Here is a 26550-nt window from a genome sequence, read left to right on the forward strand (position 1 = left end):
AAAACTTCGGGTTTCCCCTAGGTATTGCACGAAGCTTGCCATAGGCTGTGAGGCCTTTTTGCGCGCAAGCGCTTCAGTCGTGCAATGGTGCTGCCGTATATCAGACGTAGCCCGATAGCGGCATCTTCCGTGGATGCCCAGGATGTTGCCGACCCTAGATCGACCTTTATGACGACGCACGCGCTATCGCCATGGCCCCGGCTGTTGACCGCTGCAGAGCGGTTCGACCGCGCGCCATACTTCATTGCTATCCGGCGCGGGCTGGCGCTGGCCCTGCCGCTCATCATGGTGGGGGCGCTGTCGCTGCTGCTGCGCTATCCGCCCACGGCCGGCATCCGGCACATGCTGGTGGAGACGTTTGGTGCCCGGCTGGATGTCTTTTGCGACAGCGTGCAGGCCGGCACGTTTGGCATTGGCGCGCTGGTCGCGCTGTACGGCTTTGCGGATGTGTTGGCGCAACTGCATAACCAGCGCGTGGGGCATCGCGTGGTCAACCCCACGGTGGCGGCGGTGGTGGTGGTGTCGTGCTTCTTTACGCTCGTCGCGCCGGACGCGGATGCGCCGCTGATGGCGTCGCTCTCGCTCGGGCAAGGGCTGTTTGGCGCGTTGCTGGTGGCGTCGCTAGGGGGCAGCCTGTTTCTGAAGCTGTGCGATATCCGCCGTCTGCGCATTCCTGCCAGCCACGTCGGCAATGACCTGCTGGTGGGCGATGTGCTGACGGTCATGCCGGCCGGCATGCTGACGATCCTGACGTTTGCCGTGCTCAAGGTCGCCATGATCTGGGCGGGCTGGCCGCAGCTCATGGCGGCATTCAACACGCTGCTGGCGGCGCCGGTTTCAGAAGTCTCCAACAGCCTGCTGTTTGGTCTCGTGTATGAAACCGCCGCGCAACTGTTTTGGCTATTGGGCATCCATGGGCCGAACGCGTTGTACACGGTCCATCAACACATCCTGGCCCCGGCCTCGCAGGCCAATGTGGCGGCGGTGGCCATTGGCGGACAGCCGCAGTTCATCTTCACCTACCACTTCTTCGCGATGTTCGCGCGCATGGGCGGGTCGGGCGGCACGCTCAGCCTGATCCTGGCGTTGCTGATGTCCAGGAGCACGCAGCGCGGGCGCAAGATGGCGCTGGTAGTGATGCTGCCGGCGGTGTTCAACGTCAACGAGCCGTTGCTGTTCGGGCTGCCGCTGGTGCTCAACCCGGTGTATGCCATTCCGTTCGTGCTCGCGCCGGTGGTGCAGATTCTCATCGCCTATGTCGCCATCGCGGCCGACCTGATGCCCAAGACCGGCTACAGCGTGGCGTGGACCACGCCCGTGCTGTTCAGCGGCTACGCGGTTACGGGTTCGGTGGCGGGTGCGGTGGTGCAACTCATCGGCCTGGCGGCAGGGGCGGCCATTTACCTGCCGTTCGTGCGCATGGCGGATGTGCTCTCTGCGCGGCGCAGCCAGGACGTGCTGGCCTCGTTGCAGCAGATTGCCGAATCGCCCGAGGTCAGCCTGCAAGGCCGGCGCTGTCTGGACTTGCCCGGCGACGAGGGCCGCATGGCCGTGGCCCTGGCCAGCGACCTGGAAGACGCCATCAAGAAAGATGGCCAGATCTTTCTGGAATTCCAGCCGCAGGTGGATTGCACAACGGGCCGGGTGTTTGGCGCGGAAGCGCTGCTGCGCTGGCAGCACCCGGTGCTGGGGCGCGTGGCGCCGCCGATTGTGATCGCGCTGGCCGACGACATTGGCCAGATCGACCAACTGGGTTTACGCATTCTGTCGCTGGCGTGCCATCAGCGCGCCGCCTGGCGCGATGTGTTGCCGGACGATTTCGTGGTCGCCGTGAATCTGTCGCCGCGGCAGCTGCTGAACCGCGCATTCCACCAGAACGTGATCGACATTCTGCAGCGTGAGGGGCTGTCGCCAACGTTGCTCGAACTGGAGATCACCGAATCCACCATGCTGCTGCCGGACGTCAACGCCATCGACAACCTGAAGCGGCTACGCGAAGCCGGCGTGAAAGTGGCGCTGGACGATTTCGGGATGGGCCACACCTCGCTGCACTACCTGCGCGAGCTGCCGTTGGATACCGTCAAGATCGATCGCTCCCTGGCGGATGTGAGCGCGGGCAGCGTCAACGAACACATCGTGCGCAGCATCGCCAGCCTGAGCCGGACGCTGAACCTGTCGACGGTGGTGGAGGGTGTGGAAACCGAACAGCAGCTCGCGCGCTTGTCAGCGCTGGGCTGTGATCGGTTTCAGGGTTATTTCTTCAGCCAGCCGCTGGCGGCGAACGTTTGCCAGCAGTTTGTGCTCGATGCCAACCTGCGGCCATTGGCGCATGCGGTTTGACGGCGCGGGTACTGGGTCCTGGCTTACCGATACTTGCCGACAAAGTGTTCGCATTGCCGCACGCGTCCAACCTTGCCCGCCCATCGATATAGCGCATCGACCAGGCCCTTGCTGGCCGTGACCGGCTGACCGTTGATCTGCCCGAGCACTTCCGGTTGATTTTGGTAGGGCTTGTCAAACAGCAGCTTCATCTCGCTGCCGCCACCCAACGCGAGGTAGACCGCCTCCCGAGGCTCGAACTGCAGCGTGAATGAGTTGGCGCGCACGGTGGTGGCTTCCACGGCTTCGACAAAGTTGGCGATGAGCGCGGCATCTTCCGTCGTGTACTCGCAGCCCGCGTCTTTCAGGCGCGCTTCGTCCACGGCCCTCAGCGGCTGCAGGGCAGGGTCCATCAGGTACAGCGAGATCGCACGCGCCTTGTGCATCTGCGCGCTGAGGCCCTCTGCGGCCCAATAGCTTTGTTCGACTTTTACGATGGGCGCTGCCTTTGTGACGGGCTCGGGGGTGGGTGTTTCCGCTTGCGGGGCGTCCGGCATGGGGGCGTCTGCCTGGGGTGTACCTTCCCCAGGTGCGCCTGCTTGCAGGACTTGAGCCTGGAGCGCTTCGGTTGGCGGCGCGTCTGTCAGCGGCGCTTCCATCGAGGTTTGTCCGAAGGCGGCTTGGCTCATGCTGCACGCGCAAGCCAAGACCAGAGAGATCATCTTGTTCGACAACGCCTACCCCTTTGGAACGTATGTTGTTGTGTTGTGAATGCTAAACCGCTGATATGGCGAAACGGGTTCGCCTATTGCGACGAACGCGGCGCGGGTGGTGCAGGCCATCGTCGCATTGCCCCCGGGGCTTCGCTCACCTGCTGCAACGGTGTCTTCGTCAACACGTAGTAGCGATAGCGCCCGCCGCGCTCTGCAATGTCGAAGCGATAGCTGCCTTCCGGAACCGCCATCGTTGCAAACGAAGCAGGTAGGGTGCCGGAGTTCACGGGGTCTGGGTTGGTCTGTCGCACCAGAGAGAAGAAGTTGACCTCGCCCGTCAACGCATCGCACTGCATGGCGGTGTAGCGGTGATTCTCGGCATACCAGCCTCGGCAGTCGGAACCGGCCAGCGTGATTGCGCCGGTGGCCGGGCCCATCAACTGCAGGCTGAGCTGGTCTGAGCCGTCTTGCCTGCTGACGATGGCTTGCGTATAGCCGCGGCCATCGTCGTTGCGGCTATCTGTGATGGTGTAGCTGCCGACCAACTCGTTGGCGGCCCGCTGCAGCGCCAGCTTTTGCTGTGCGGGCGTACGCGGGTCTTGATAGCTCACGCAACCTGTGAGAAGCGCGAGAACGCAGAGCGTTGCAATGGTGCGAGCGGGCATGAGTGGGCGGCTTCCGTGGCAAGCGGATTTTACGCCGAGCTTGGAACCGAAAACGCGGCGCTCTGGCGTCTACAACGCCAAGCGCAGACCCTGGACCGCCCGCAACTGCGCTGGCCGATGTCGACTATCGGGTTCACGTGCTTCTGGTTGTGGGTGCGTAAAAAAACCCGCCTCTGACGGCGGGTTCTGCTGGCTTGGCGGCCATCCATGCATCCTGGGTCACGGCGACTGGCTTTCGAAAGGGTTCGAAACGGTTCTATCGCCCCGCAGCACGTCTCTGATCCATTCCGGTTCCGTGGGGTGCACGAAGCCCATGGGCGGATAGCCGACCATCTTGCCCCCATCACACGTCATGCCACTGGTGGAAGGTCGCAGCTTGCCCGTGGTAGACGCCATCACCGTCGATCAGATTCCACACGGTGCCGCCCTCGATCCAGAACCGCCGTCCGGAGCGCGAGATGCGCACGCCGCGATAGCCGGTGGCGAACCCGCGCGTGCGTACGGCTTCAAGCAACTGCGCACGTTCTTCGCGGTTCGGTTGCTCCGCTGAAAAACGCGACCGCAGCGCCGTGATGCCGCTCCAGTCGTATTCAAAGCAGCGCTGCGCGGCCCGGTTCGCATAGATGAAGCGCGGGTCGGCATCGGTGTTGTGTGCCAGCACGCAGAAGGGGGCGTCTTCGTAGAGCCAGCGGGCTACATCGGCGGGCGCGACGGCGTTGTTGATCAGCGGCGTGCCAACAAGCCGCTGGTGGCTGTCGGCAAGGAGGTGGAAGAACTGCGGGTCCAGGCTCAGGGATACCGTCATTGTGTTGTGTCGGGTGTCGTCCAAAGGCGGGGGGATTCTATCAAGGGGCAATAAAAAACCCGCCTCGGGAGGCGGGTTCTGGCTGGCTTGCGGCCGTGCGTTGCGTGACTCAGCCAACCAAATTGCCATTGCTGCCGATCATCGTCACGTCCACGTAATCCAGCCCGGCATGGTTGTTGCGGTCATAGTGGACCCGCACGCCGCCAAAGTCGCGGGTACCGAAGCCTTCCAGCGCTTGGATGAAGGCGTCGCGCGTGAGGTTGCTGCCGCAGGCGCGCAGGCCATCCACGATGACGCGTGCGGTGAGAAAGCCTTCCACCGCTTCGTAGGTCTGGTTGCTGCGCTCGCCAAACTTGTCGTTGGCCTCGCGAAACGCGCGCACCAGCGGTTGGGTCCGCGCGTTGGGCCCGGGCATGACCTGCGTAACCGCCACGCCGTGGGCCAGTGCGCCGGCTTTCTCAAACACGGTCTTGGGTGTGGTGACGGACAGAATCCACGGTTGCGGCAGCGGCAGCGGGCCGTGCTTGGCCTGATAGCGCATCAGCGTGTCGGCCACGGAAGTGGGCGACGTGAACAGCAGCGTGGTCTGCGGGTTGGCGGCGGCAATCTTGTCGACCACCATGTCGATGTCGTCGCCCTTGGCGTTGTGCGGGATCAGCGCGACGATCTGCGCGCCGAACTTGCTGGCGGCGGCCTTGGCGGCGTCGGCATTGCCCGAGCCGAAGGGGTTGTCCTGATAGACCACGGCCACGCGCTTGAGCCCGATGGTGGTGGCGTGCTGCACCATCTTCGTGACTTCGTCGGCGTAGCTGGCGCGCGTGTGGAACAGCGGTGTGCCGGGTTTGCGCGCGGCGGTGGCGCCAGTCATGGCGCCCACCATCGGCAGGCGGTATTGCTCCAGCAGCGGCAGCGCGGCGATGGTGTTGCCGGTGCCGCCCATGCACACCAGCCCGAACACGCCTTCCTGCACCAGCGTCTTGACGTTGGCCACGGCCTTGTCGGGCAGGTAGTTGTCTTCCAGCCGTTTGACGACCAGTTTGCGGCCGCCCACGCCGCCCTGGGCGTTGACTTGCTCAAAGCAGGCCAGCAGGCCGTTGGTGTAGTTCTTGTACAGCCCGCCCCACACGCTATCGAACCCGACCGTCTGCCCAAAGACGATCTTGTCTGCAAACACGCCGGCTTCTGCCGCGCGCGCCATGGGTGCCAGCATCATCGCGCCACCCAGTGCCACTGAACTCCGTACGAATTGCCTCCGGTCCATACCTGTCTCCGCCCCTTGTTTTATTGGTGGTGTGGCAAGAGTGTCGAAAAGGTGGGCCCGGACCGAAATGGCGGATAACCCTGAGGCGAGAATTTTTGAGATACCGGGATGCGCCGGTTGCCGGCTGGGGCGTCGTGCCCCTTGTGCCCCTTGTGCGCTAGCGGACCGCGACGGGTGAGCACCCGCACGGCAACGAAAACGCTGCCCCGCCGTGCCCGGCCAGCTCAAAGTACACGCTCCCAGGCGGCAGCAGATCGATGATCCGGAACGCGCCGCCCGCGTTGAAGACGATGGCGTGAGACACCAGTGACACCACCACAGACCCATCGGCATGGCGCACGTTGTCTGGCTCGGACAATGCGGGCACCGTCCAGCCGCTCAACCCGGCGCGCGCCATGGCGGCGAGGATCTCGGCATGCGCATCGTCGGCACAGGCAGGCGGCGGATCGATCTTGCTCAGCTCTTTGCGCAAGCGGTGCAGGCGCTGTCGCGTTTCCAGTGTCCGCACGGCTTTGACGCGGGTGGGGGCGGCGGGTGGGCGTGCGGCGGCGGGTTTGGGCAACTGCGTCAGGCCGGGACTGGCCACCCGCGGCACGCAGGTGGGTGATGGTTCAGCCCTTGCCGGCAGCCCTGCGTTCCGCCCGGCAGGCGCGCTGTCATGCCGTGGCGGGATACTGGTTGCGCTGCTGATTGTCGACATTGGGAATGGACTGCCCCGCGTAGCGGCTAGAGATGGACGGTCATGCACGTGATGTTGCGCATGACCGCCGGACCCGGCGTGGCCGCTCGTAGCGACTTGCCGAGAGGGCGACATCTTAGGCAAGCGCCGCCGCCGGGTCATCCGTCAGCCGGGCGATACGGCCTGGCGTATTCGCAATCGCGGACAATTTTTCGGGGGCGAAACGCAGCTCGAACCGGGATCGGATTGAATCCTCACTTTTCCTCACTGATATGCCAATGGGTGTGCGCCGATAGCACTTGAAACGAGAGGGCGGTCTGGCGCCGAACGCGTCGCTAGACCAGATGCCGCACAAAGAACGCAGACACCCGCTCGTCCCGAAGCATGGTGGCCTCGGCGGACAGGTTGTGGCCCTCTCGGGGAAAGACGAGTTCTTCCGCGACCCGGCCCCCGGTGGCATACCGGTCGGCAAGCCGCCGGCTCATGGCTGACGACCACATCGTGTCGTTCAGCCCCCCGCTGATCAGAAGCGGGCCGGGATAGCGCTGGATTTCAATGGGTTGGGAGGGGAGTAGGGCTTCGGAGCTGCCCTTCCACGTCCAGGCGCGGCGTGCCGGGTCCCATGCTTGCCAGCCGGGGTCACCGGGGTCCCGCCACTCTCTGCCGTCGAACGCACCACAGATGACATCAGGCGCCGCGTGCACCGCAACCGCATCGGGCGCGTGCTCGGTGCTGTCGGTTGCCGTTAGCACGGCGACCAGCAATGCATGTTCGGCGCCACGCGAAGCCCCATAGATACCGACTTTGCCTGTTGAGCGTGCGCGCGCTCGCAGTGCATTCAGCGCAGCGACCGTACGTTCCAGCGCAACGTTCTCGATCTGGCCGGCGTTCCAGAAATTTCCGCCGACGCTATACCCAAGCGGCAGCGCGGCGATGCCTCGGCTCGCCAAGGTTGCTGCCTGCAGATGGGCGAATCCGGACCAGGCCCCCTCTGAGCCGTGCAGTACAAGCACGTGGGGTACCGGGGCGGATCCGGCTGGCGAGTAAAGGCGTCCGAACTCAGGGATGTCTTCGACCATGAACGGCGGTGTTGCCGCGGTTGCGTTAGTGCCTTCGCGCGATTCCAAGTCAGCCTCCATCGTTTGCAGAGCTAGGAATTGTGCGGGAGTTTGGTGGCGCTTTGCTGACGTCACGCAGGCCCCGTCGAGCGACGCAGTTCGAGACACACCTGGCGCGAAAAACGCTAGCGCTCTCGCCCGGCCACGTTGTTTGCCGCCAGGCGCTTGAGCTCGGCCCGCGCCGCCGCCAGCCGAGAGTGCAGGACGGTGTTCTCGATCAGCAGCAACAACAGCACGAAGCTCGCGCCCATCAGCCCGAACACGCGGCCCACGTAGAAGCCCAGGTCATACCGCCCACCGTTGAACACGGCGCTGAGGGCCACGTCGCAGATCCACACGCACAGCACAACCATCAGCCAGATATCGAGGGTGAGATGCGGTTTGCAGCGCCAGAGCACAGCCAGAGCGGCCACGCAGAGCAGCCACGTGCTGCCGGCGATCGCCTGTTGGGCTGGCGCGTAATGATTGCCCACCATGAAGGCGGGGAGCAGATGTTCTCCGGCGGTGGCCAGCGCCACGCAGGCTGCCGATGCGCCCAGCACGGCAGCAATCATGGCCGCCATGGCCTTGCGGGTCAGCATGCGGGGTCCAAAGCGGTCGGGCTCGCGTTCTTCGCGCACCTTGAGCAGCGCATACGCCATCACAAACAACGGAAAGCCTGCATGCCAGAACATGTAGATCCATGCCGTGCTTTGCGGGCCGGCACCCAGCAGGCCGCCGGGCGCAAACAGGCCCGGAAACGACAGCATATGCCCGACGGCCGTGGCGGCGGTGAACAGGTAGCCACTGGCCAGCGCCAGCATGGCGCGCGACCGCGTGATGGCGAACTGGCCAAACAGCAACACGGCGGTAATCAGGTCATTGAGGATCAGCATCGATTCGTACACGGGTACGAACGATGGAAGTTGCGCCAACGGCACTCTGGCGTATGGCAGCGCCGCAACGAAGACCGCCACGCAGAGCAGCACCACCGCCTGTGCCATCCGGTAGGTCCGGCGCCCCGGCGACAGGCTCAGCAGCAAGCCCCGTTGCAAGTCCAACGTTTCTGACATCACGATGGCCCCCGATGCGGTGACGGTGTCACGCGCGTTTTTTCTATTGCGCCGCAGCGCGTTGCCGCTGGGCTGATAAACGGGTGATAGTCATCCGGCAGTCCAATGTCAACGCGACAAGCGGGGGGAGCGGCGGCGCCCGGTATCTTCTAAGCGAATGGTTTCACCCTTTCCGGGCGGCAGCAGTGTCTTGTAGATTGGCGCCATGCTGATCTACCCCCTTAGATGACGGAGCCCTGCATGAAGACTGTCACCCTGCCCGATGGCGAGCGCGTCCCTGCACTTGGCATGGGCACCTGGAACATGGGCGACCAACCCGCCGCCCGTGCCGAAGAAATCGCCACGCTGCGCCTGGGGCTCGACCTGGGCCTGCGCCTGATCGATACCGCCGAGATGTATGGCGAGGGTCTGTCGGAATCGCTCATCGGCGAGGCCATTGCCGGGCGGCGCGACGAGGTGTTTCTCGTCAGCAAGGTCTACCCGCACCATGCCAGCCGCGAAGGCGTGGCCGCGGCGTGCGAGCGCAGCCTGCGCCGGCTGGGCACGGACCGTATCGACCTGTATCTCCTGCACTGGCGCGGCAGCGTGCCGCTGGAAGAGACCCTGCAAGGGCTGCAGGCCCTGCAACGCAGCGGCAAGATCCGCCACTACGGCGTGAGCAACCTGGACCTGTCGGACATGGAAGAGCTCTGGCGCACGCCCGGCGGCGACCAAGTCGCGACTAACCAGTTGCTCTACAACCTGAGCCGACGCGGCATTGAATGGGATCTGCTGCCCTGGTTGCGTGAGCGTCGGGTGCCGGTGATGGCCTATTCGCCCATCGAGCAGGCGCGGCTGGTGCGCCACCCCAAACTCGCGCGCTTTGCGCAAGATGCCGGCATGACGCCCGCCCAAGTGGCATTGGCCTGGCTGCTGGCACGTGACGACATCATCGCGATCCCCAAGACCAGCCACCGCGAGCGCCTACGCGAGAACGTGGGTGCGTTGGCGCACGCGCTGTCGGCGGAGCAACTTGCCGAACTGGATGGCCTCTTTGCGCCGCCCAAGGGGCCGCGGGCCTTGGAGATGCTTTAACGCTGGTGGCTCGGGGTTAAGCGCCGCTTAGCGCGATTTCGCTTGATAGCGCGTGTAGTCCACGTACCCCGTCAGGTAGACACGCGCTTTCTCACGCGTGTCCTTGGTGACGCGGTCTGCGGCTTGGCGGGCGCCGGACTTGCCATGCGATGACGTCATCTGTGCGCCAAGGTAATCGCGGAAGGCGTCGTGCATGGTGCTCAACTGGCCCTCGCACGCATCCAGCGCGGTGGTGACGACGGTCTTGGTCGGGTCGCTACCGGCCAATGCGGCATCGGCCCGGCGCTGCACGCAGTTCATGTACTGGGCACGCTGGGCCATCCAGGGGCTGTCGGTGGCGGTCGTGCTGGTGGTATCTGCAGGGGCGGCTTGCGAAGACGAAGCCGACGGTGACGGCGCGTGCGAAGCACAGGCACCAAGCAAAGTCAGCAGAACGAGCGACGGAGCGTAGCGGAGGGTGAGGGCGGCTTTCATGGCTGGGACTGTACTGCAGCATGCCGCCGCGCGCGCCAGGCCAAGTCGACCACACCTCACTCCATTAACAATTGGATACGACTTTGTGTCACACCCGCCTGGCGCCGCGTCCTGCCGCCGTCCTGCCGATCAGTGTGCCGCTTGCGAGTGGCCGCCACCCGGCGTGGAGATGTTGCCGATGGCTTGGCCAGTCTTGTCGATGTCTCCGCAGGCGGCAATGTCGCTAATGGAGACGATGCCGACCAGCCGCTTGTTGCGGTCCACCACCGGCAGGCGCCGCACCTGGATGTCGCCCATGTTGTAGGTGACGTTATCCAGTTCATCGTCTTCAAAGCAGTACATGATGTTTTGGGACATTACGTCGCCGATGCGGGTGTCGGGGCCGCGCCCCTCTGCTACGGCGCGCACGGCGATGTCGCGGTCGGTCACCATGCCGACCAGACGGTTGTGCTGGCCAACGGGCAGGGCGCCGATATCGCATTCGACCATCATGCGCGCGGCTTCCTGGATGGTCTGGTCCGGGCTCACCAGCTTCACGTCTTGCGTCATGGCTTCTCGTACTTTCATTGCAAACCTCCTCAGGTGCGCTCTGCGTGGGTCAACGTTGCCCAAGTGCCGGCGCGTCGGCACCTCGGAACACTGACGAGGCAGCATGGGCCGTACCCATCGGGTGCGGCTGGATGTGGCTCAGAATGCGGCGCGACAGCGCATGTTGGCAGGCCAGGTATCGGGCTGGCACCGCACAAGGCACGGCAATTGCGTCTACGCACGCGCTTTGACCCGCGTCCATGGCGACGGCCCCCTGCAATTTGGCTGCGATGTGTCATCTCGGGGCCGCTTTCGGCGGCTGCACCGCACGTGTGAACGGCGCGGCCACGAAAGACGCCGCCATGCGCAGCGATGCACCAAGCGGTACGGCTTACGCGTGGCGTTGTACAAATCGCCAGACCCGGGCAGGCCAAGGTAAAAAAAGACCATAACAACACAGGCAGGAGACAAGATGCTCAGCCCCCATGAAATTGCCACCTTGCTCTTGGTGCGTGGCGGGTCCCGCCCGCTCGATCTGGACGACGTGGACGTCCAGGCGTTGCTCTCTCATCAGTTGATTGCCCTGGAGCCCACGGACGCCGGCCCCGGTCAGCCACGCGTCACCCTGCACGGCCAGGCCTTGCTGCAGGCACTTGGCGTGGTGCGCCCAGCCGCCGTGTGACGCCGTTACCCGCAAAACACACCATTCCAAGCAGACGACTCGCCCGCCGACATTGCTGACGTCCCGACCATGGGCACATCGGCGCACGCCGTTCGACATGCCGCCAGGCGCGACATAGGCTGGCTGCGCGACGCCCTGCCATGTCGGGTGCGTGGCGAATCCGCAGAAGGATGCGAAGGCACACGTCAATGGAAATCATCATCGAAGTCCCGAACGGGACACTGGAAGTCCGCACCGCGCAGCGCGCCGATCGACGGTGGGACTGTGAATATCGGCTGGTGACCAACCACAGCGCTTCGGCGTGGGAAAGCGCGTCGATGTCGGAAGGGTTTGTGTCTTGCGATACGGCGCTCAGCGCGGGCCTGCTGCTCGGTCAGCAGTACGCGCAAAACCACAAGCGCGGATAACGCCGGCGGCGCGCGACGATTACTGATTCTCCTCGGGCGGGCGTTCACGGCCGGCGGGGCTGCCGCCAGTGGAGCGGTCTTTGATGACGTTGCCGTGCTGGTCTCGGTGTGAGCTGGAACCGGAGCGCGGGACGTAGTCGCCGCTTGTGCCGGTGCTGCTGCCGCTGCTGGTGCCGGTACGGCTGCGGTTGCGCGTGGCATCGCGGCCGGTGGGGCTGTCCGTGCGGCTGGTGGTGCCGGTGGCCGTGGTGCTGCCGCTGGTGCTGCTGGTGCCGGTGGCGCCAGCCGTGTTGTCGGTGCTGTTGGCTTGCGCGCCCGTCGCCTGTGCGAACGCGGCGTTGCCGCCAAGGCCAAACACGGCAGCCATGGATGCTGCAACGTAAGCGATGCGCGGGCGCGCGCGCCGGGTGGGGTGCGGGCGGGTTGGGGTCGACATGGTGGCTCCTCTGTTGGTATCGCGTGGGGAATCCTTGTCAACGCAACTCGCGCGCCTGCTTGAGTGTGGCGACGATGTCGGCGTAGGCGCGCGCTCGCGCTTCGGCGTCAGGTGCGCGCAGCGCGTATGACGGGTGCCACGTCGCTAGCAACGTGCGCCCGGCATGCTGTGTCGCACGTCCAAAATAGTCTTGCAGGCGGACGTGGGAATCTTCCAGCAGCGCTTTCAGCGCCGTGGCGCCCAGTGCCACGACCACGCGGGGCGCTACGTCGTGCAATTCGCGTTCAAGCCAGTACAGGCAGGCCTCCACTTCGCGCTGGCCGGGCGTTTTATGCAGACGCCGCTTGCCGCGCAATTCCCACTTGAAGTGCTTGACGGCGTTGGTGATGAAGACCGCATCACGCGGAATGCCGGCCTCTGCCAGCGCGCGATCGAGCAGTTGCCCCGCAGGCCCGACGAACGGCTTGCCCGCCAGGTCTTCGCCATCGCCGGGCTGTTCGCCCACGAGCATGATGTGCGCGCGCTTGCGCCCCTCGCCCGGCACAGCCTGGGTGGCGTGGCGCCAAAGGTCACACCTGCGGCAGGCGTCGAGCGAGGCGGGCTGCTGGTCCGGGTCGGTCTGTTCCGACCCCGATGCTGGCGACGGAGTGGGCGCGGAGCGAGGAGGGCGTTTGTTCAACGGTGTGCGGCGTACAGCGTGATATGGGTTGCCGACCCTGCAGCAACTAGAGTGCCGCACGTAGGCCACCTGCGTGCAGCCGGAATGTCCGTTGCGCCAGCGCAGGCGGGGCAGCACTTCGCAACCGGAATCGGGTGTGATGGCGCGCCGTTAGCGTTGCGCCAACCGCTCCAGCAGGCGGTGCGCATCAAACGGCGCCTGGACTTTCTTGTCGTTGTCGAAATAGCAGTAGACGTCTCGGGGAATGTGCTGGCGGGTGGGGGCCCCGGCACGCTGTGCATCGGCGGGTTCACTGCCGCTGGCCCACTGGCGGATGCGCGCGGCCCAATGGTCGAGTGCATCGTCCGAATACGCGCCGCTGTAGAGCGCATCCGCGCCATGCAAGCGCAGGTAGACGAAATCGCTCGTGACGTCTTCCAGATACGGCCAATCGGCCACGGCGTGCGAGACGACCAGCGCCACGCCGTGTTGCCTGAGCAAGGCCGGAAACTCCGCTGTGCGAAAGCTTTCGTGCCGCACCTCCACCGCATGCCGCAGCGGCTGCGTGCCGCGCGTGGCAAACCACGGGGCCTTGACGCGCGCATCGTGCTGCCGGGCCAGCGCACGCGCGGCGCTGGTATCGCGCGGCAACAGCGCGAGAAAGCGATCGAACTGCGCCGCGTTGAAGCGGTAGTTGGGCGGAAACTGCCACAGAAACGGCCCCAGCTTGTGCCGCAGCGCCAGCACCCCTGAAGCGATGAAGTTGGCCAGCGCCGGCACCACCGTCTCGTCGCGAAAGCGCAGCATGTGCGTCAGGTAACGCGGGCCTTTGACGGCGAATACGAAGTCGTCCGGTACGGTGTCGTGCCAAGCGCGCCAGTTGTCGATCGACTGCAGCGAATAGTGCGAGCCGTTGATCTCGATGGTGCAGAACTGGTGCGCGGCGTATTCCAGCTCCCGGCGCTGCGCCAAGCCTTTTGGATAGAACACGCCGCGCCATCCTGCATAGCGCCAGCCCGAGATTCCGATGCGCACCGTCATGCTCCGTTCACCCTTCCAACGCGATCCCGATGCAGCAACAGCAACCCATGTGCCGGTTCCACCCGGCGCGGGCATTGCGTTGTCGTGGGCACCACTCAATCGTGGCTGGGGGCAATATCCGCTGGATCTTCGTGGCGCTGCTGTGCGTACTCGGGCTGTTGTATGGCGTGCTCATGTAGCGCGCGGCGTGGCCGACATGTCCGCGCGTGCAGCGTCTACGGCCTGCGCCAATGTACGCAGAGCGTGTACCAGTGCGGCGTGCTCTGACGTGGGCGCGGCGTAGCGCACGATGTGCAGATTCAGCGCGTCTTGCAGCACGTCGGCGGCCAGGTCGGAAAACGTGTCCGCCGCTGTGACGAAGTAGTGCCGCTCGGCGCCGGGGTGCTCGGCGCCATAGGTTTCGAGCAGCGCGCGCATGTCGGAGTCGTCAATGCCGCAACCGACGAAGAGAAAGGTGTGCGTGCGCAGCAGCGCTTCCACCAGGTCATAGAACGTGCGATAGCGGGCGCGTGCTCGTACGTAATCACAGCGCGAGAAGATCAACGACGCCGGATCGCTCATCGACCCGTGCGTCTTGATGAGCAGATTGCGCTCTTCGCGCACGTGCGCGGCCACGGAGCGGTCGCTGTAGTGGCAGACCCTCAACGCGCCGCCATCGGTTTCCCGCGCACGGATTTCATACAGCGTGTCGAAATTGGGCGTGAGGGTGATGCGGAAATTCAACGCGAGCAGGGCGTCGTGAATCGGCGCCGGACTGGAAGTCGGGGTTGACCAACTCGCGACGCAAGAGCGCCGTCAGCTGGTGCTGCCCGAGCGCGCGGCGCACGATTTCCGCTGCGGTCAGCACGTCGCCCCGGGCGATGAACTGCCGCACCTCGCTCGCCAACTGCGGGGTATCGACATCGATGGCGTCGGCGGCGCTCTCCAGCAGTTCCGCCCACGTTGACGGGTGGCGCGTGCCGTCTGCGGAGCGCGCATTGGCGGAGATGCCCGAGCCGAAGAACAGCACCGCGCGGCGCCGGGCGATGTCTTCGGCCAGCCGCGTGGGCCAGTGAATCAGAGGCGGCGCCCCGCTGGCTGGCATCGTCAGGGTTGGTGCCTGTCGCGCGAGAGCAGCTGGCGCGCTTGCTCCATGCCGTCGCGCACGGCCTCGCCGCGCGTGCGCCAGCCGCGCCACGGTTGCGCAAGCTCACGGATCTCAAACTGCCGCGTGCCAGTGTCGACCGTTACGCGCGGCAACCACACGCCATGCTCGTCCTGAAAGGCCGTCACGGTGATCGTGCAGCCCCGCGTGCTCGAACTGCGGGTCGGCTTCGTCTTGCCCGCCAGTCAACGGCGTGGCACGTGATGCGGGAATCTGCATGATGTGCCTTACGGATGCGGCAACAGCAGACGCGGCAGCTTGGCGTGGGCAGGCGCCAGCGCAAGTTGCAGCGCGTTGGCGTTAGCCGAGTCGTCAGTCAGGTCGCGTGCGAATGAATAGGCGGTGATCACGGCCAGCGTGACCGCCACGATGGTCAGCCATTCGTGCGTGTCCATGCGTGTCTCCTGGTGTGGCCCCCCCTGGGGCATGCCACCCGCCTGTGACGCAAAGTCTGGGCCTGAAGCGGGGGCATGCCGGTGTGGAGCCGGCTACAGCAGCGAGTCGTCGTCCTTTGTTTCGCGCGCCGTCTTTTCGCCCAGTTCGGCGCCTGTACGCGGATCGCTTGCCGGGTCCGAGGCGAGGCGCTTTTTCAGCGCGTCGAGCGTGGCCAGTTCAACGTCGCTCAGCTTGACCGATGCGTTGCCGTCTCCGCCGTCGGCCGGCAGCGGCGGGTCTGCCACCAGGTGGAGGCCCGTGCCGCTGTTCCACGGCGCATGTACCACGGGGGCGCCACGCGACAGCTTGAAATACGCATCGCAGAACTCCGGCACCGGCGGCAGCTTGCCCGGTGGGAAGTTGCCCGAGATGGCGTACAGCGCCTTCTCGAACGACTTCTGGTGCGAGACCTCGCGCGTCATCAGAAAACCTAGCGCGTCGCGCACACCGGGGTCGTCCGTCACGTTCATCAGCCGCTCGTAGATGATCTTGGCGCGCGCTTCCGCCGCAATGTTGGAGCGCAGGTCCGCTGTCGGCTCGCCAATCGAATCGATGTAGGCGGCCGTCCACGGTACGCCGCCGGAATTGGTGAGCGCCGGCCCGCCGCCATAGAGCACTTGCGTGACGTGGCTGTCGTTGCCGGCGCCGTTGAGCTTGCGATACAGCTCGGCCTGTTCGCCCACCGCTTCGGCCAGTTCGCCCTTGGCGCCCCGGTTGAGCATGGCGACGATGGTGCCGATCACCTCCAGGTGGCTCAGCTCTTCGGTGGCGATGTCGTAGAGCATGTCCTTGCGACCTGCATCTTCCTCGGCCACTGCCTGCGTGAAGTAGCGCATGGCCGCCGCCAACTCGCCCTGTGGGCCACCGAACTGTTCGAGCAGCAGGTTGGCCAGGCCGGGGTCGGTCTGGTCGACGCGGACGGTGTACTGCAATCGCTTGTTGTGCATGAACATGGGGTTCTCCTGGGAGCGTAGTCAGGTGCCGGGTGGCGCAGCCTTGACCGCAATGGCCGTTCCATCGCGTGCCGCATGTGTGCCGCATGTATGGGATAGGGCGCGGACCCATCGCGGGAACGGCGGTTGCGTTGCCCGCTGCGCCACGCATGTTTCGGAGCGCCCATGGATGACAGCCTTGCCTTGCCGCCGGATGCGCCCACGCATACGCCTGCAGCCTCTGCCCGCGTGGCCGCACAGGTGCGCGACGTGCTGGAGGGCCGCCGGCGCGGCTGGCGTGCGCTCGCGCCGCTCATGGGGCCGGCCATCGTGGTGTCGGTGGCGTACACCGACCCCGGCAATATCGCCACCGGCATCCAGGCGGGTGCACGCCATGGGCTGCAATTGCTGTGGGTGGTGGTGGCCGCCAATGGGGTGGCGATGCTGTTTCAGGCGCTTTCTGCGCGCCTGGGCATCGTGACGGGGCGCAACCTGGCGCAGCTGTGTCGCGCCCATCTGCCCGCGCCGGCCGCGTTGACCATGTGGCTCATCAGCGAGTTGGCCGCCATGGCCACGGACCTGGCGGAGTTCGTGGGGGCGGCCGTCGGCATTGCGCTCTTGACTGGCATCCCGCTGCCGCACGCCATGGTGGCTGCAGGGGTGCTGACCTACCTGTTGCTGATGTTGCAGGCGCGCGGCTTCCGCTGCATTGAGCTGATGATCGGCGCGCTGGTCGGCGTGATCGGTATCTCTTACCTCCTTCAGATGTGGATCTTGCCGGTCGCATGGGGGCCGGTGCTGCGGCATGCGCTGGTGCCGTCTGCCCTACCGCCCGATGCGCTGGTGCTGGCGGCCGGCATCGTGGGCGCGACCGTGATGCCGCACGCGCTGTTTTTGCACTCTGGGTTGACCGACACCCGTGTCCGCCCGCGCGACGCGCGCGCGACAGCGCAACTGCTGCGCTTTTCCAACTGGGAGGTCGTGGCCGCGCTGGCCGTGGCGGGCGGCATCAACCTGGCAGTGGTGGTAGTGGCGGCCAGCGCCCTTTACCCCGCGCATGCTGGTGTGGCGGGCATCGAATCGGCCTACGTCACGCTGGTGCCCCTGTTTGGTGGCGCGGCGGCGGCGGTGTTTCTGGTGGGGTTGATTGCATCCGGCCTGTCCAGCTCGGTGGTCGGCACGATGGCCGGCCAGGTTGTGCTGCAGGGCTTCCTGCGTGCGCGTTTGCCGGTGTGGGCGCGGCGGCTGGTGACCATGGTGCCCGCGTTTGTCGTCATTGGCGCGGGTGTCGACGTGACCCGCGCCCTGGTGATCAGCCAGGTGGTGCTGAGCATGGTGGTGCCGTTTCCCATGGCCGCACTCATCTGGCTGACCTGCCGCGCCGATGTGATGGGGCCGCATGCGGTGGGGCGCGGCGTCGCGCTACTGGCCGCGCTCGGCACGGTGCTGGTGGCGGCACTGAACGCCGTGCTGCTGGTAGATCTGTTGTGATGGCCTGTGTGGACACCCTTCCACCGGGGCGGTTCTGACGGCGCCATCCGGAAGTTCCGGCTGCTAACATGCAGGCCCCAAGCCGGATACGGAACGCCCCCCAGGCTCATGACAAAAACAACGCACCACCGCCCCCATCTGCTGCTGGCCAGCCTCACGCTGGCCGGCGGGCTACGGCATCCGTCCGCCATGGGGCATCTCATTCGCACAGCGTGCATCAGTTGCCGGCTGGCGGAACGCATGGGCCTGGACGACGCCATGCAGCGGCAGGTCTATCTCACCGCGCCTGTGCACGATGTCGGCAAGCTTGGTGTGCCGGACGCCGTGCTGCTCAAGCCTGGCGCCTTGACTGACGAAGAGCACCAGATCATGCGGCGCCATTCCAGCATCGGCGCGGACATCCTCTCGGGCAGCACAGACGCGCTGCTGCAATGCGCCGCTGACGTGGCCCGCCACCACCATGAGCATTTCGACGGCACGGGCTATCCGGATGCCCTGGCGGGGGAACACATTCCCCTGGCAGCACGCATCGTGGCCGTGGCCGATGCGTTTGACGCGATGACGGAGCCGCGCGTGTACCGGCAAGGCATGACGGAAGAACACGCCTTGGCCGCGCTGGCTGAGCGCAGCGGCAGCTATTTCGACCCGCAGGTGGTGGACGCGTTTTTGCGCGATATGCCGGGCGTGCGGCGCATGCACGCGGTGGCGGGTGAGTTGCTCGCGCAGCACGGCGAGGTGGCGGCGGTCAGCCAGTTCTACGGTAACGAACAGCCGTCATGGACATTCTTTGACCACGTGCGTGGCGTCGCCTGACGCACGCTCCCTACATTTTTTGCGGCTAGGTCAGCGGCGGTGGCGGCGCACCGCGATAGAGCGCGAAGTCGTGCGCCTTGTCCTGTGCATCGACGTGGATCGGGTCCGCGTCATCGTAGAAAAACGCCCACGGTGCCGTGCACTGTAGATCGAACCCTGTATCCGCCAACTTACCCGCCGCCGGCTCGGCAATCTGCGCAACGACTTGGGTGCGTAACCACTGGCTGAGCCGCTGGCGGATGTCTTCGCGCTTCGGGTGGTTCAGGCGGCAGTAGGCGCGCGCCTCGCGTGCGGCCACGTGAAGCGTCAGCGTGCAGCGCATGGGGTTGCCATGCGCGCCGGCAGCAGTCCATTCCGCCAGCACGTTGTAGCCACCGCAAGCGCTGCGTGTGGCGCGCACCAGCGCGGACCGCGGCAAGGCGGCGCTGGCCGTCTGTTCCAGTTCCCACAGCGTGGCATCAACCACTTCGTCGGGCTGCCGTTCCAGCATGGTGCTCCCCCCCCATTCTTTCTCGCGCGCTGATGTGGGTGAGCCTACGCCTGCCGCCGGAGGCGAGGCTGATATCGATCAAGAGTCGGTTTCGCTGGCGCATCATGTCTGGAATATGAAACGTTCTAGAGGCGTTGCTCTCTCGCTGGCTTGAGGTGCATCAAGTTGGGCGGCGCGCGGGTGGCATCTAATCCTTCTGACGCCACGCAATCGCAATCGTTTAACACCGCCCCCCGACCATGCGCGCTGCCCCCGTGCTGTCTTCCTCCGCTGCCGAACAGATCGACCCGCCGTTTCATGCCGCGCTGGCGCGCGCCTCGGGTTCGCTGTCGTTTGTGTCGATGCAACTGGCGTGGCTGGATTGGGCACTGCATCTGGCGGTGTCGCCCGGCAAGCGGCTAGACCTGTTTCGCCTGGCGCTGACGCAAGCCGAGCAGCTCACCCGCTATGCACGCGGCTGCATGGCTGCCGGCCCGCAACAGCCATGCTTGTGCGTGTTGCCGCCCGCGCACGACCGGCGCTTTACCGCAGATGAATGGCGCCTATGGCCATTCAATGTGCTGCATCAATCCTTTCTGCTGACCGAGCAATGGTGGGACGCCGCCACGCATGGCGTGTGGGGCGTCGCCAAACACCACGAAGACGTGGTGGCCTTTGCCGCACGCCAGTGGCTCGACATGCTGTCACCAGGCAACCAGTTGGCGACCAACCCGGTGGTGCTGCGCCAGACCTTTGAGCAGCGCGGCGGCAACCTCGCGCGCGGCGCGCTCAACGCGCTGGACGATGTGGAGCGCGCGATGAGCGGCGCCGCGGCTGCCGGCACCGAAGGCTACGTGGTGGGCGAGAACGTGGCCGTCACGCCCGGCAAGGTGGTGCTGCGCAACCGGCTGATCGAGTTGATCCAGTACGCGCCCGCCACACCCAAGGTGCAGGCCGAGCCAATCCTGATCGTGCCGGCGTGGATCATGAAGTACTACATCCTCGACCTGTCTGCGCAGAACTCGCTGATCCGCTATCTGGTGGAGCAGGGCCACACCGTGTTCTGCATCTCGTGGAAGAACCCCGACGAGGCCGACCGCGACCTCGACATGGACGACTACCTCCAGCTTGGTGTGTTCGACGCGCTTGCCGCAGTGAATGCCATCGTGCCCGGCCGGTGCGTGCATGCCACTGGCTACTGCCTGGGCGGTACGCTGCTGGCGATCGCGGCGGCGGCCATGGCGCGCGATGGCGATAGCCGGCTCGCGTCGATGACGCTCTTCGCGGCGCAGACCGACTTTTGTGAGCCTGGTGAACTCGGCCTCTTCATCGACGAAGCACAGGTCAGCCTGCTGGAAGCGCAGATGGCGCAGACCGGCTACCTGCGCGCCAGCCAGATGGCGGGTGCGTTCCAGATGCTGCGGTCATATGACTTGCTGTGGTCGCGCATCGTGGGCGAATACCTGCTGGGCGATCGCGCACCCATGAATGACCTGATGGCCTGGAATGCCGATGCCACACGCATGCCTGCGCGCATGCACGGCCAGTATTTGCGGCACTTGTTCTTGAACGATGACCTGAGCGAAGGTCGGTACCCCGTGGGTGGCAAGCCGGTGCTGTTGAGCGATATCGACTTGCCGACATTCGTGGTTGGCACGCTGACGGACCACGTGGCGCCGTGGCGTTCCGTCTACAAGCTGCATCACCTGACCGATGCGGAGCTGACCTTTGTGCTGACCAGCGGCGGGCATAACGCGGGCATCGTCAGCCCGCCGGCAAATTCGCATCGGCGCTTTCAGATGCAGACGCGGGCGGCGGGCGGCACCTCGATGGGGCAGGACGACTGGTTGGCCTCGGCACCCATGCACGACGGCTCGTGGTGGCCGGCATGGCATGCGTGGTTGCTGGCGCATGCATCCACCACCGCGCCCGTGAAGCCGCCCAAGATGGGCGCGCCAGGTTTGCCGCCGTTGGGCGACGCGCCCGGCACCTACGTGCTGGAGAAGTAGATGCGTGCGCAGACCCACGTTTCAGCGCGCCGCACTACGGCAATGTCGATGGCGCTCGCTGCGATCTTTTCCGTGTCGGGCTGTATATCGATGGCGCCGACGTATACCCAACCCGCGTTGCCCGTGGCTGCACACTACGACGCCGATGATGGCCGCGCCGGTCTGTCGGCCGCCGCCACCGGCTGGCAGGCTTACTTCACCGACGCGCGCCTGCAAGCCTTGATTGCGCAGGCGCTGGACAACAACCGCGACCTACGCACCGCCGTGCTGCGCGTGGAAGAAGCGCGCGCTGCATTCGGCATTCAACGCGCCGATACGTTTCCGCATCTCAACGCCCAGGCCGGCATCAACCGCCTGGGCATTCCGGCAGACCTGAGCCCCTTTGGCATGCCGATGCGCGTGAGCCAGTACCAGGTGGGCGCGGGGGTCTCCAGTTGGGAGATCGACTTCTGGGGCCGCGTGCGCAACCTCAATGACGCCGCGCTGGAAAACTATGCGGCCTCCGACGCCGCGCGCCGTGCCACGGCGCTCAGTCTGATCGCCCAGGTGGCCGACAGCTACCTCGTGCTGCGTGAGCTGGATGAGCGCATCGCACTCGCCCAGCAAACCGTGGACAGCCGCACCGAAACGCTGCGCATCTTCTCGCGCCGGGTGGAAGTGGGCGCCACGTCGCGCCTGAACCGCACGCAGGTCGAAACCCTGTTGACGCAAGCGCAGGCCCTGCTCGCGCAACTGCAGCAGGCGCGTGATGCGCAAGCGCACGGGCTGGCGTTGCTGGTGGGCAAGCCCATCGACTTGCCGCCCGTGGCCGAGCCGCTGGATGAACACCGCATGCTGGCTGACTTGCGCGCGGGGCTGCCGTCCGATCTGCTGACGCAGCGCCCGGACATCGTGGCGGCCGAGCACCAGTTGCGCGCCGCGCACGCCAACATTGGTGCCGCACGTGCAGCGTTCTTCCCACGTGTCGCGCTCACCGGGGCATACGGCACGGTCAGCCCCGAGTTGGGCAACCTGTTTTCGCCGGGCACCCGCGTCTGGCTGTTCGCGCCCAGCATCACGCTGCCGTTGTTTGAAGGCGGCAAGCTGCGCAGCAACCTGGACCTTGCCGAGGCCCGCCGAGACCTGGCCGTCGCCAGCTACGAGAAAACCGTGCAGGGCGCCTTCCGCGATGTGTCGGACGCGCTGTCCGCGCGCAAGTGGCTGGCCGAGCAGCTCGACATCGCGCAAGCCGCATTGGCCACGCAGACCGAACGCGCCCGTCTGTCGCAATTGCGCTTTGATGCGGGCTCGTCGACGTATCTGGAGGTGCTCGATGCGCAGCGCGATTTGCTGGCTGCCCAGCAGCAGGTCGTGCAGGTGCGCCGCGCGCTGCTGTCGAGCCGCGTGGGCTTATATGCGGCGCTGGGTGGCGGCACGCAGGCCAGCGCCGAATCGTCTGCATCTGCATCGTCACCCCATCTAAGCCTGACGCAGCCCGCGCGCGCATCGGGCGGAGCCACACCATGAAGACACCTTCCCGACAACAATGGATTGCGCTGATCGTGGCCGCGCTGGTGGCCGGCGGCGGCGCGGTGGCCTGGCGGGTCTTGCGGCACGACGGCCCCGGCAAGGGCTTTGTCAGCGGCAATGGCCGGATTGAAGCCACCGACATCGACGTGGCCACCAAGCTGCCCGGCCGCGTGCAGGACATCCTGGTGGATGAGGGCGACTTTGTGACCGCCGGCCAGCCGCTTGCGCACATGCAGGTGCAGAGCGTGGAAGCGCAGCGTGACGAAGCACTGGCACGGCAGCAGCAATCGGTGTCTGGCGTGTCGACTGCACAAGCCCAGGTGGCGGTGCGCGAGGCGGACCGCCAAGCGGCACAGGCGCAGATTGCGCTGCGCGAGAGCGATCTGGATGCCGCACAGCGCCGCCTGGCGCGCTCCGAGACGCTGTCGCATGAAGGCGCGTCTTCCATGCAGGAGCTGGACGATGACCGCGCCCGCGTGCGCAGCGCCAAGGCCGCGCTGGTAGCAGCGCGCGCGCAGGCCGAAGCGGCACAGGCGGCGGTGTCGGCGGCCCGCATGCAGGTGGCCGGGGCCAACGCCACCGTCAAGGCTGCGGACGCCACCGTGCTGCGCATCAAGGCGGACCTGGACGACAGCGCACTCACCGCTCCGCGCGATGCACGCGTGCAATACCGCATCGCCCAGCCTGGCGAGGTATTGGCCGGCGGCGGGCGGCTGCTGAACTTGGTGGATCTGTCCGACGTGTACATGACCTTCTTCGTGCCCGAAACAGACGCCGGCCGCATTGCCATGGGCAGCGAGGTGCGCATCGTGCTCGACGCCGCCCCGCAGTACGTCATTCCGGCGCGCGTGTCGTTCGTGGCCAGCACCGCGCAGTTCACGCCCAAGACGGTGGAGACCGCCAGCGAGCGGCAGAAGCTGATGTTCCGCATCAAGGCGCAGATCGACCGCGACTTGCTGCGCAAGCACCTGAAACTGGTGAAGACCGGGCTGCCCGGCGTGGCGTGGCTCAAGCTGGACCCGCAGGCCGCCTGGCCCGCCAATCTGGCGGTCAAGGTTCCACAGTGAGCACGGTTGCCCAACAGCCGTCCGCGGCACGCCTGGCCGGCGTGCGCCTGCGTTACGGCAAAACGCTGGCGCTTGATGGCGTCACGCTGGACTTGCCGGCCGGCTGCATGGTCGGGATGATCGGGCCGGATGGCGTGGGCAAGTCGAGCCTGCTGTCGCTTGTGGCCGGGGCGCGCGCGTTGCAGGACGGTACCGTCCACGTGCTGGGCAGCGACATGGCCGACAGCCGGGCGCGCGCCGCCGTCGGCCCCCGCATCGCCTACATGCCGCAGGGGCTGGGCCGCAACCTGTATCCCACCTTATCGATTGAAGAGAACCTGCAGTTCTTCGGCCGCCTGTTCGGCCACGATGCCGCCGAACGCCGCCGCCGCATCGATGCGTTGACGGCCAGCACGGGTTTGCGCGCCTTCCTGTCACGGCCCGCGGGCAAACTCTCCGGCGGCATGAAGCAGAAGCTGGCGCTGTGCTGCGCGCTCATCCACGATCCTGATCTGCTGATCCTCGATGAGCCGACCACGGGCGTCGACCCACTCTCGCGCAGCCAGTTCTGGGAGCTGATTGGCGGTATCAGCGCCGAGCGCCCCGGCATGAGCGTGATCGTGGCCACCGCCTACATGGAAGAGGCCGAGCGCTTCGACTGGCTGGTCGCTATGGATGCGGGGCGTGTGCTGGCCACCGACACACCGGCCCGCCTGCGCAGCCGCACGGGCGCGGCATCGCTGGAGGCTGCGTTCATTGCGCTGCTGCCGCCGGCGCGTAGAGCCGGGCATCAAGCCGTGGTGGTGCCGCCGCTGGTGGCGGGTGCGGAAGACGACGTGGCCGTGCAGGCGCGCGGGCTGACCATGCGCTTTGGCGATTTCGTGGCGGTCGACCATGTGGACTTCCGTATCCGGCGTGGAGAGATCTTCGGGTTTCTCGGCTCCAACGGCTGCGGCAAATCGACCACCATGAAGATGCTGACCGGCTTGTTGCCCGCCAGCGAAGGACAGGCTTGGTTGTTCGGCCATCCGGTGGATCCCACGGACATCCGGAATGGCAACGACATGCGCCGGCGCGTGGGCTACATGTCGCAGGCGTTCTCGCTGTACGGCGAACTGACGGTGCGCCAGAACCTCGTGCTGCATGCACGCCTGTTCCAAGTGCCCGAGCCCGAAGTGCAACCGCGCGTGGCGGAGATGCTGGCTCGGTTTGGCCTGCACGATGCCGCCGACAGCCTGCCCGAGAGCCTGCCATTGGGCATGCGGCAGCGCCTGTCGCTGGCCGTGGCGATGGTGCACAAGCCCGAGTTGCTGATTCTGGACGAGCCGACCTCCGGCGTGGACCCAGTCGCGCGTGACTTGTTCTGGCGCCTGATGGTCGACCTCGCGCGGCAGGACCGCGTGACCATCTTCATCTCCACGCACTTCATGAACGAGGCCGAGCGGTGCGACCGCATCTCGCTCATGCATGCCGGGCGTGTGCTGGTGAGCGATACGCCCGACGCGCTGGTGCAGGCGCGCGGCACGCAAACGCTGGAGCAGGCCTTCATCGCCTACTTGCGGGAGGCCTCGGAAACTGGCGAAGCGGCATCGCCACCCACCACGCCGGTCGCACGCGCCGCTGTTGCCGAGCCACGTGCCGCTTCGGCGGATACCCATCGCCGTTTCAGCTTGGCGCGCGCGTTGAGCTATTCGCAGCGCGAGGCGCTGGAGCTACGCCGCGACCCCGTGCGTGCCACGCTGGCGCTGCTGGGCACCGCCATCCTGATGTTCATCATCGGCTACGGCATCAGCCTGGACGTGGAGAACCTGACCTACGCCGTGCTCGACCGCGACCAGACCACGCTGTCGCGCGACTACACATTGAATCTGGCCGGCTCGCGGTATTTCATCGAAAAACCTCCGATTCGCGACTACGCTGAACTGGACCGCCGCATGCGCAACGGCGAGTTGTCGCTGGCGATCGAGATTCCGCCCGGCTTTGCGCGCGATGTGGAGCGTGGTGCGGCGGTGCAGATCGGCGCATGGGTGGACGGCGCCATGCCGACCCGCGCGGAAACCGTGCGCGGCTATGTGCAGGCCATCCACCAGCTCTGGCTGGCCGATGCCGCCGTGCACCGGCTGGGGCTGCGGCTTGCCGTGCCCAGCACGATTGAAACGCGCTACCGCTACAACCCCGATGTGAGAAGCCTGCCCGCCATGGTGCCTGCCGTGATCCCGATGCTGCTGATGATGATTCCCGCCATGCTGGCGGCGCTGTCGGTGGTGCGCGAGAAGGAGCTGGGTTCCATCATCAACTTCTATGTGACGCCCGTGACGCGAGCGGAGTTCGTGTTGGGCAAGCAGGCGCCGTACATCGTGCTGGCCATGCTGAATTTCCTGCTGCTGGCGCTGTTGGCAGTGACAGTGTTTGGCGTGCCCATCAAGGGCAGCTTTGCGACGCTGGCGCTGGCAGCGCTGATCTTCGTGACGTGCTCGACGGGCTTCGGGTTGTTTGCGTCCACCTTTACGCAAAGCCAGATCGCGGCCATGTTCGTCACCATGATCGGCACGATCATTCCATGCGTGCAGTTTGCGGGGCTGCTCAACCCGGTGTCGTCCCTGGAGGGCATGGGCGCGATGATTGGCCGCGTGTATCCGGCCACGCATTTCCTGACCATCAGCCGGGGCGTGTTCAGCAAGGCGCTGGATGCGAGCGCCTTGGGCAGCGCGTTCTGGCCACTGCTGGCAGCGGTGCCCGTCATTCTGGCGGCGACGCTGTTGATGCTGCGCAAGCAGGATCGGTAGGGAG

General features: G+C 65.9%; 28 protein-coding genes. 10 read left to right on the forward strand and 18 right to left on the reverse strand.

What is annotated here, in order from left to right:
• The first annotated feature begins 168 nt into the window (after positions 1–168).
• Positions 169–2340 (forward strand): PTS sugar transporter subunit IIC/EAL domain-containing protein, encoded by a 2172-nt coding sequence (locus ACN9M1_RS25260; protein ID WP_426399599.1) that lies wholly within the window; start codon positions 169–171, stop codon positions 2338–2340.
• A gap of 23 nt (positions 2341–2363) precedes the next feature.
• On the opposite strand, the gene ACN9M1_RS25265 is transcribed toward ACN9M1_RS25260, so the two are convergent.
• The 7 genes from ACN9M1_RS25265 to ACN9M1_RS25295 form a co-directional block, all read right to left on the reverse strand.
• Positions 2364–3008: a hypothetical protein gene (locus tag ACN9M1_RS25265; protein ID WP_426399600.1), complete on the reverse strand. Its 645-nt coding sequence runs from the start codon at positions 3006–3008 to the stop codon at positions 2364–2366.
• Positions 3009–3124: 116 nt separating this feature from the next.
• Entirely contained in the window at positions 3125–3643 is a 519-nt protein-coding gene (locus tag ACN9M1_RS25270) for a hypothetical protein (protein ID WP_426399601.1), read from the reverse strand.
• Positions 3644–4040: 397 nt separating this feature from the next.
• Positions 4041–4502: an MEKHLA domain-containing protein gene (locus ACN9M1_RS25275; protein WP_426399602.1), complete on the reverse strand. Its 462-nt coding sequence runs from the start codon at positions 4500–4502 to the stop codon at positions 4041–4043.
• 109 nt (positions 4503–4611) lie between these two features.
• A complete protein-coding gene (locus tag ACN9M1_RS25280; protein WP_426399603.1) occupies positions 4612–5763 on the reverse strand; it encodes an ABC transporter substrate-binding protein in 1152 nt (383 codons plus the stop codon).
• Positions 5764–5920: 157 nt separating this feature from the next.
• Positions 5921–6349, reverse strand: coding sequence for a hypothetical protein (locus ACN9M1_RS25285; RefSeq protein WP_426399604.1), 429 nt, complete (start codon positions 6347–6349; stop codon positions 5921–5923).
• 428 nt (positions 6350–6777) lie between these two features.
• Entirely contained in the window at positions 6778–7569 is a 792-nt protein-coding gene (locus ACN9M1_RS25290) for an alpha/beta hydrolase family protein (protein WP_426399605.1), read from the reverse strand.
• Between the two features lie 116 nt (positions 7570–7685).
• Positions 7686–8612 carry an MASE4 domain-containing protein gene (locus tag ACN9M1_RS25295; RefSeq protein WP_426399606.1) on the reverse strand — a complete coding sequence of 309 codons (927 nt, stop codon included), beginning with the start codon at positions 8610–8612 and terminating at the stop codon, positions 7686–7688.
• Between the two features lie 240 nt (positions 8613–8852).
• Here ACN9M1_RS25295 and ACN9M1_RS25300 point away from each other — a divergent pair, with 240 nt between their 5' ends.
• Complete coding sequence (locus tag ACN9M1_RS25300; protein WP_426399607.1) at positions 8853–9686, forward strand: aldo/keto reductase; 834 nt, start codon at positions 8853–8855, stop codon at positions 9684–9686.
• Between the two features lie 27 nt (positions 9687–9713).
• On the opposite strand, the gene ACN9M1_RS25305 is transcribed toward ACN9M1_RS25300, so the two are convergent.
• On the reverse strand, positions 9714–10160 hold the full coding sequence (locus tag ACN9M1_RS25305; protein WP_426399608.1) for a hypothetical protein: 447 nt from the start codon (positions 10158–10160) through the stop codon (positions 9714–9716).
• 129 nt (positions 10161–10289) lie between these two features.
• The gene (locus ACN9M1_RS25310; protein ID WP_426399609.1) at positions 10290–10727 is read right to left on the reverse strand and encodes a CBS domain-containing protein; all 438 of its coding nucleotides are present in this window, start codon (positions 10725–10727) and stop codon (positions 10290–10292) included.
• Between the two features lie 433 nt (positions 10728–11160).
• Between ACN9M1_RS25310 and ACN9M1_RS25315 the strand changes: the two genes are divergently transcribed.
• Together ACN9M1_RS25315 and ACN9M1_RS25320 are read left to right on the forward strand one after the other, a co-directional pair.
• A complete protein-coding gene (locus ACN9M1_RS25315; RefSeq protein ID WP_426399610.1) occupies positions 11161–11370 on the forward strand; it encodes a hypothetical protein in 210 nt (69 codons plus the stop codon).
• Positions 11371–11558: 188 nt separating this feature from the next.
• Positions 11559–11777, forward strand: a complete 219-nt coding sequence (locus ACN9M1_RS25320; protein WP_426399611.1) for a hypothetical protein — start codon at positions 11559–11561, stop codon at positions 11775–11777.
• 19 nt (positions 11778–11796) lie between these two features.
• Here ACN9M1_RS25320 and ACN9M1_RS25325 read toward each other — a convergent pair whose 3' ends face one another.
• The 8 genes from ACN9M1_RS25325 to ACN9M1_RS25360 form a co-directional block, all read right to left on the reverse strand.
• Positions 11797–12213: a hypothetical protein gene (locus ACN9M1_RS25325; protein ID WP_426399612.1), complete on the reverse strand. Its 417-nt coding sequence runs from the start codon at positions 12211–12213 to the stop codon at positions 11797–11799.
• 37 nt (positions 12214–12250) lie between these two features.
• Positions 12251–12892, reverse strand: a complete 642-nt coding sequence (locus ACN9M1_RS25330) for a UdgX family uracil-DNA binding protein (RefSeq protein ID WP_426399613.1) — start codon at positions 12890–12892, stop codon at positions 12251–12253.
• A 150-nt stretch (positions 12893–13042) separates the two neighbouring features.
• Entirely contained in the window at positions 13043–13912 is an 870-nt protein-coding gene (locus ACN9M1_RS25335; protein ID WP_426399614.1) for a DUF72 domain-containing protein, read from the reverse strand.
• A 171-nt stretch (positions 13913–14083) separates the two neighbouring features.
• The gene (locus ACN9M1_RS25340; protein ID WP_426399615.1) at positions 14084–14635 is read right to left on the reverse strand and encodes an SIR2 family NAD-dependent protein deacylase; all 552 of its coding nucleotides are present in this window, start codon (positions 14633–14635) and stop codon (positions 14084–14086) included.
• Positions 14589–14996, reverse strand: coding sequence for a hypothetical protein (locus tag ACN9M1_RS25345; RefSeq protein ID WP_426399616.1), 408 nt, complete (start codon positions 14994–14996; stop codon positions 14589–14591). Before ACN9M1_RS25345 ends, ACN9M1_RS25340 begins: the two co-directional genes overlap by 47 nt.
• A gap of 2 nt (positions 14997–14998) precedes the next feature.
• A complete protein-coding gene (locus ACN9M1_RS25350) occupies positions 14999–15184 on the reverse strand; it encodes a DUF6566 family protein (protein ID WP_426399617.1) in 186 nt (61 codons plus the stop codon).
• 99 nt (positions 15185–15283) lie between these two features.
• Positions 15284–15451: a hypothetical protein gene (locus tag ACN9M1_RS25355; RefSeq protein ID WP_426399618.1), complete on the reverse strand. Its 168-nt coding sequence runs from the start codon at positions 15449–15451 to the stop codon at positions 15284–15286.
• Between the two features lie 93 nt (positions 15452–15544).
• On the reverse strand, positions 15545–16444 hold the full coding sequence (locus tag ACN9M1_RS25360) for a manganese catalase family protein (RefSeq protein ID WP_426399619.1): 900 nt from the start codon (positions 16442–16444) through the stop codon (positions 15545–15547).
• Positions 16445–16609: 165 nt separating this feature from the next.
• Between ACN9M1_RS25360 and ACN9M1_RS25365 the strand changes: the two genes are divergently transcribed.
• A complete protein-coding gene (locus ACN9M1_RS25365; RefSeq protein ID WP_426399620.1) occupies positions 16610–17914 on the forward strand; it encodes an Nramp family divalent metal transporter in 1305 nt (434 codons plus the stop codon).
• 108 nt (positions 17915–18022) lie between these two features.
• Positions 18023–18727, forward strand: a complete 705-nt coding sequence (locus ACN9M1_RS25370; protein ID WP_426399621.1) for an HD-GYP domain-containing protein — start codon at positions 18023–18025, stop codon at positions 18725–18727.
• Between the two features lie 25 nt (positions 18728–18752).
• Here ACN9M1_RS25370 and ACN9M1_RS25375 read toward each other — a convergent pair whose 3' ends face one another.
• The gene (locus ACN9M1_RS25375; RefSeq protein WP_426399622.1) at positions 18753–19217 is read right to left on the reverse strand and encodes a hypothetical protein; all 465 of its coding nucleotides are present in this window, start codon (positions 19215–19217) and stop codon (positions 18753–18755) included.
• Between the two features lie 239 nt (positions 19218–19456).
• Between ACN9M1_RS25375 and ACN9M1_RS25380 the strand changes: the two genes are divergently transcribed.
• From ACN9M1_RS25380 to rbbA, 4 genes are read left to right on the forward strand one after another with little or no spacing between them, the layout of a single operon-like run.
• On the forward strand, positions 19457–21205 hold the full coding sequence (locus tag ACN9M1_RS25380; protein WP_426399623.1) for a PHA/PHB synthase family protein: 1749 nt from the start codon (positions 19457–19459) through the stop codon (positions 21203–21205).
• Positions 21206–22711 (forward strand): efflux transporter outer membrane subunit, encoded by a 1506-nt coding sequence (locus ACN9M1_RS25385; RefSeq protein WP_426399624.1) that lies wholly within the window; start codon positions 21206–21208, stop codon positions 22709–22711.
• A complete protein-coding gene (locus tag ACN9M1_RS25390; protein WP_426399625.1) occupies positions 22708–23781 on the forward strand; it encodes an HlyD family secretion protein in 1074 nt (357 codons plus the stop codon). Before ACN9M1_RS25385 ends, ACN9M1_RS25390 begins: the two co-directional genes overlap by 4 nt.
• Positions 23778–26546, forward strand: a complete 2769-nt coding sequence (rbbA, locus tag ACN9M1_RS25395) for a ribosome-associated ATPase/putative transporter RbbA (protein WP_426399626.1) — start codon at positions 23778–23780, stop codon at positions 26544–26546. The genes ACN9M1_RS25390 and rbbA overlap by 4 nt, the downstream gene beginning before the upstream one ends.
• Positions 26547–26550: the final 4 nt, after the last annotated feature.

Origin of the sequence: Ralstonia sp. R-29 (assembly GCF_049913345.1) — a bacterium.
Classification (GTDB): domain Bacteria; phylum Pseudomonadota; class Gammaproteobacteria; order Burkholderiales; family Burkholderiaceae; genus Ralstonia.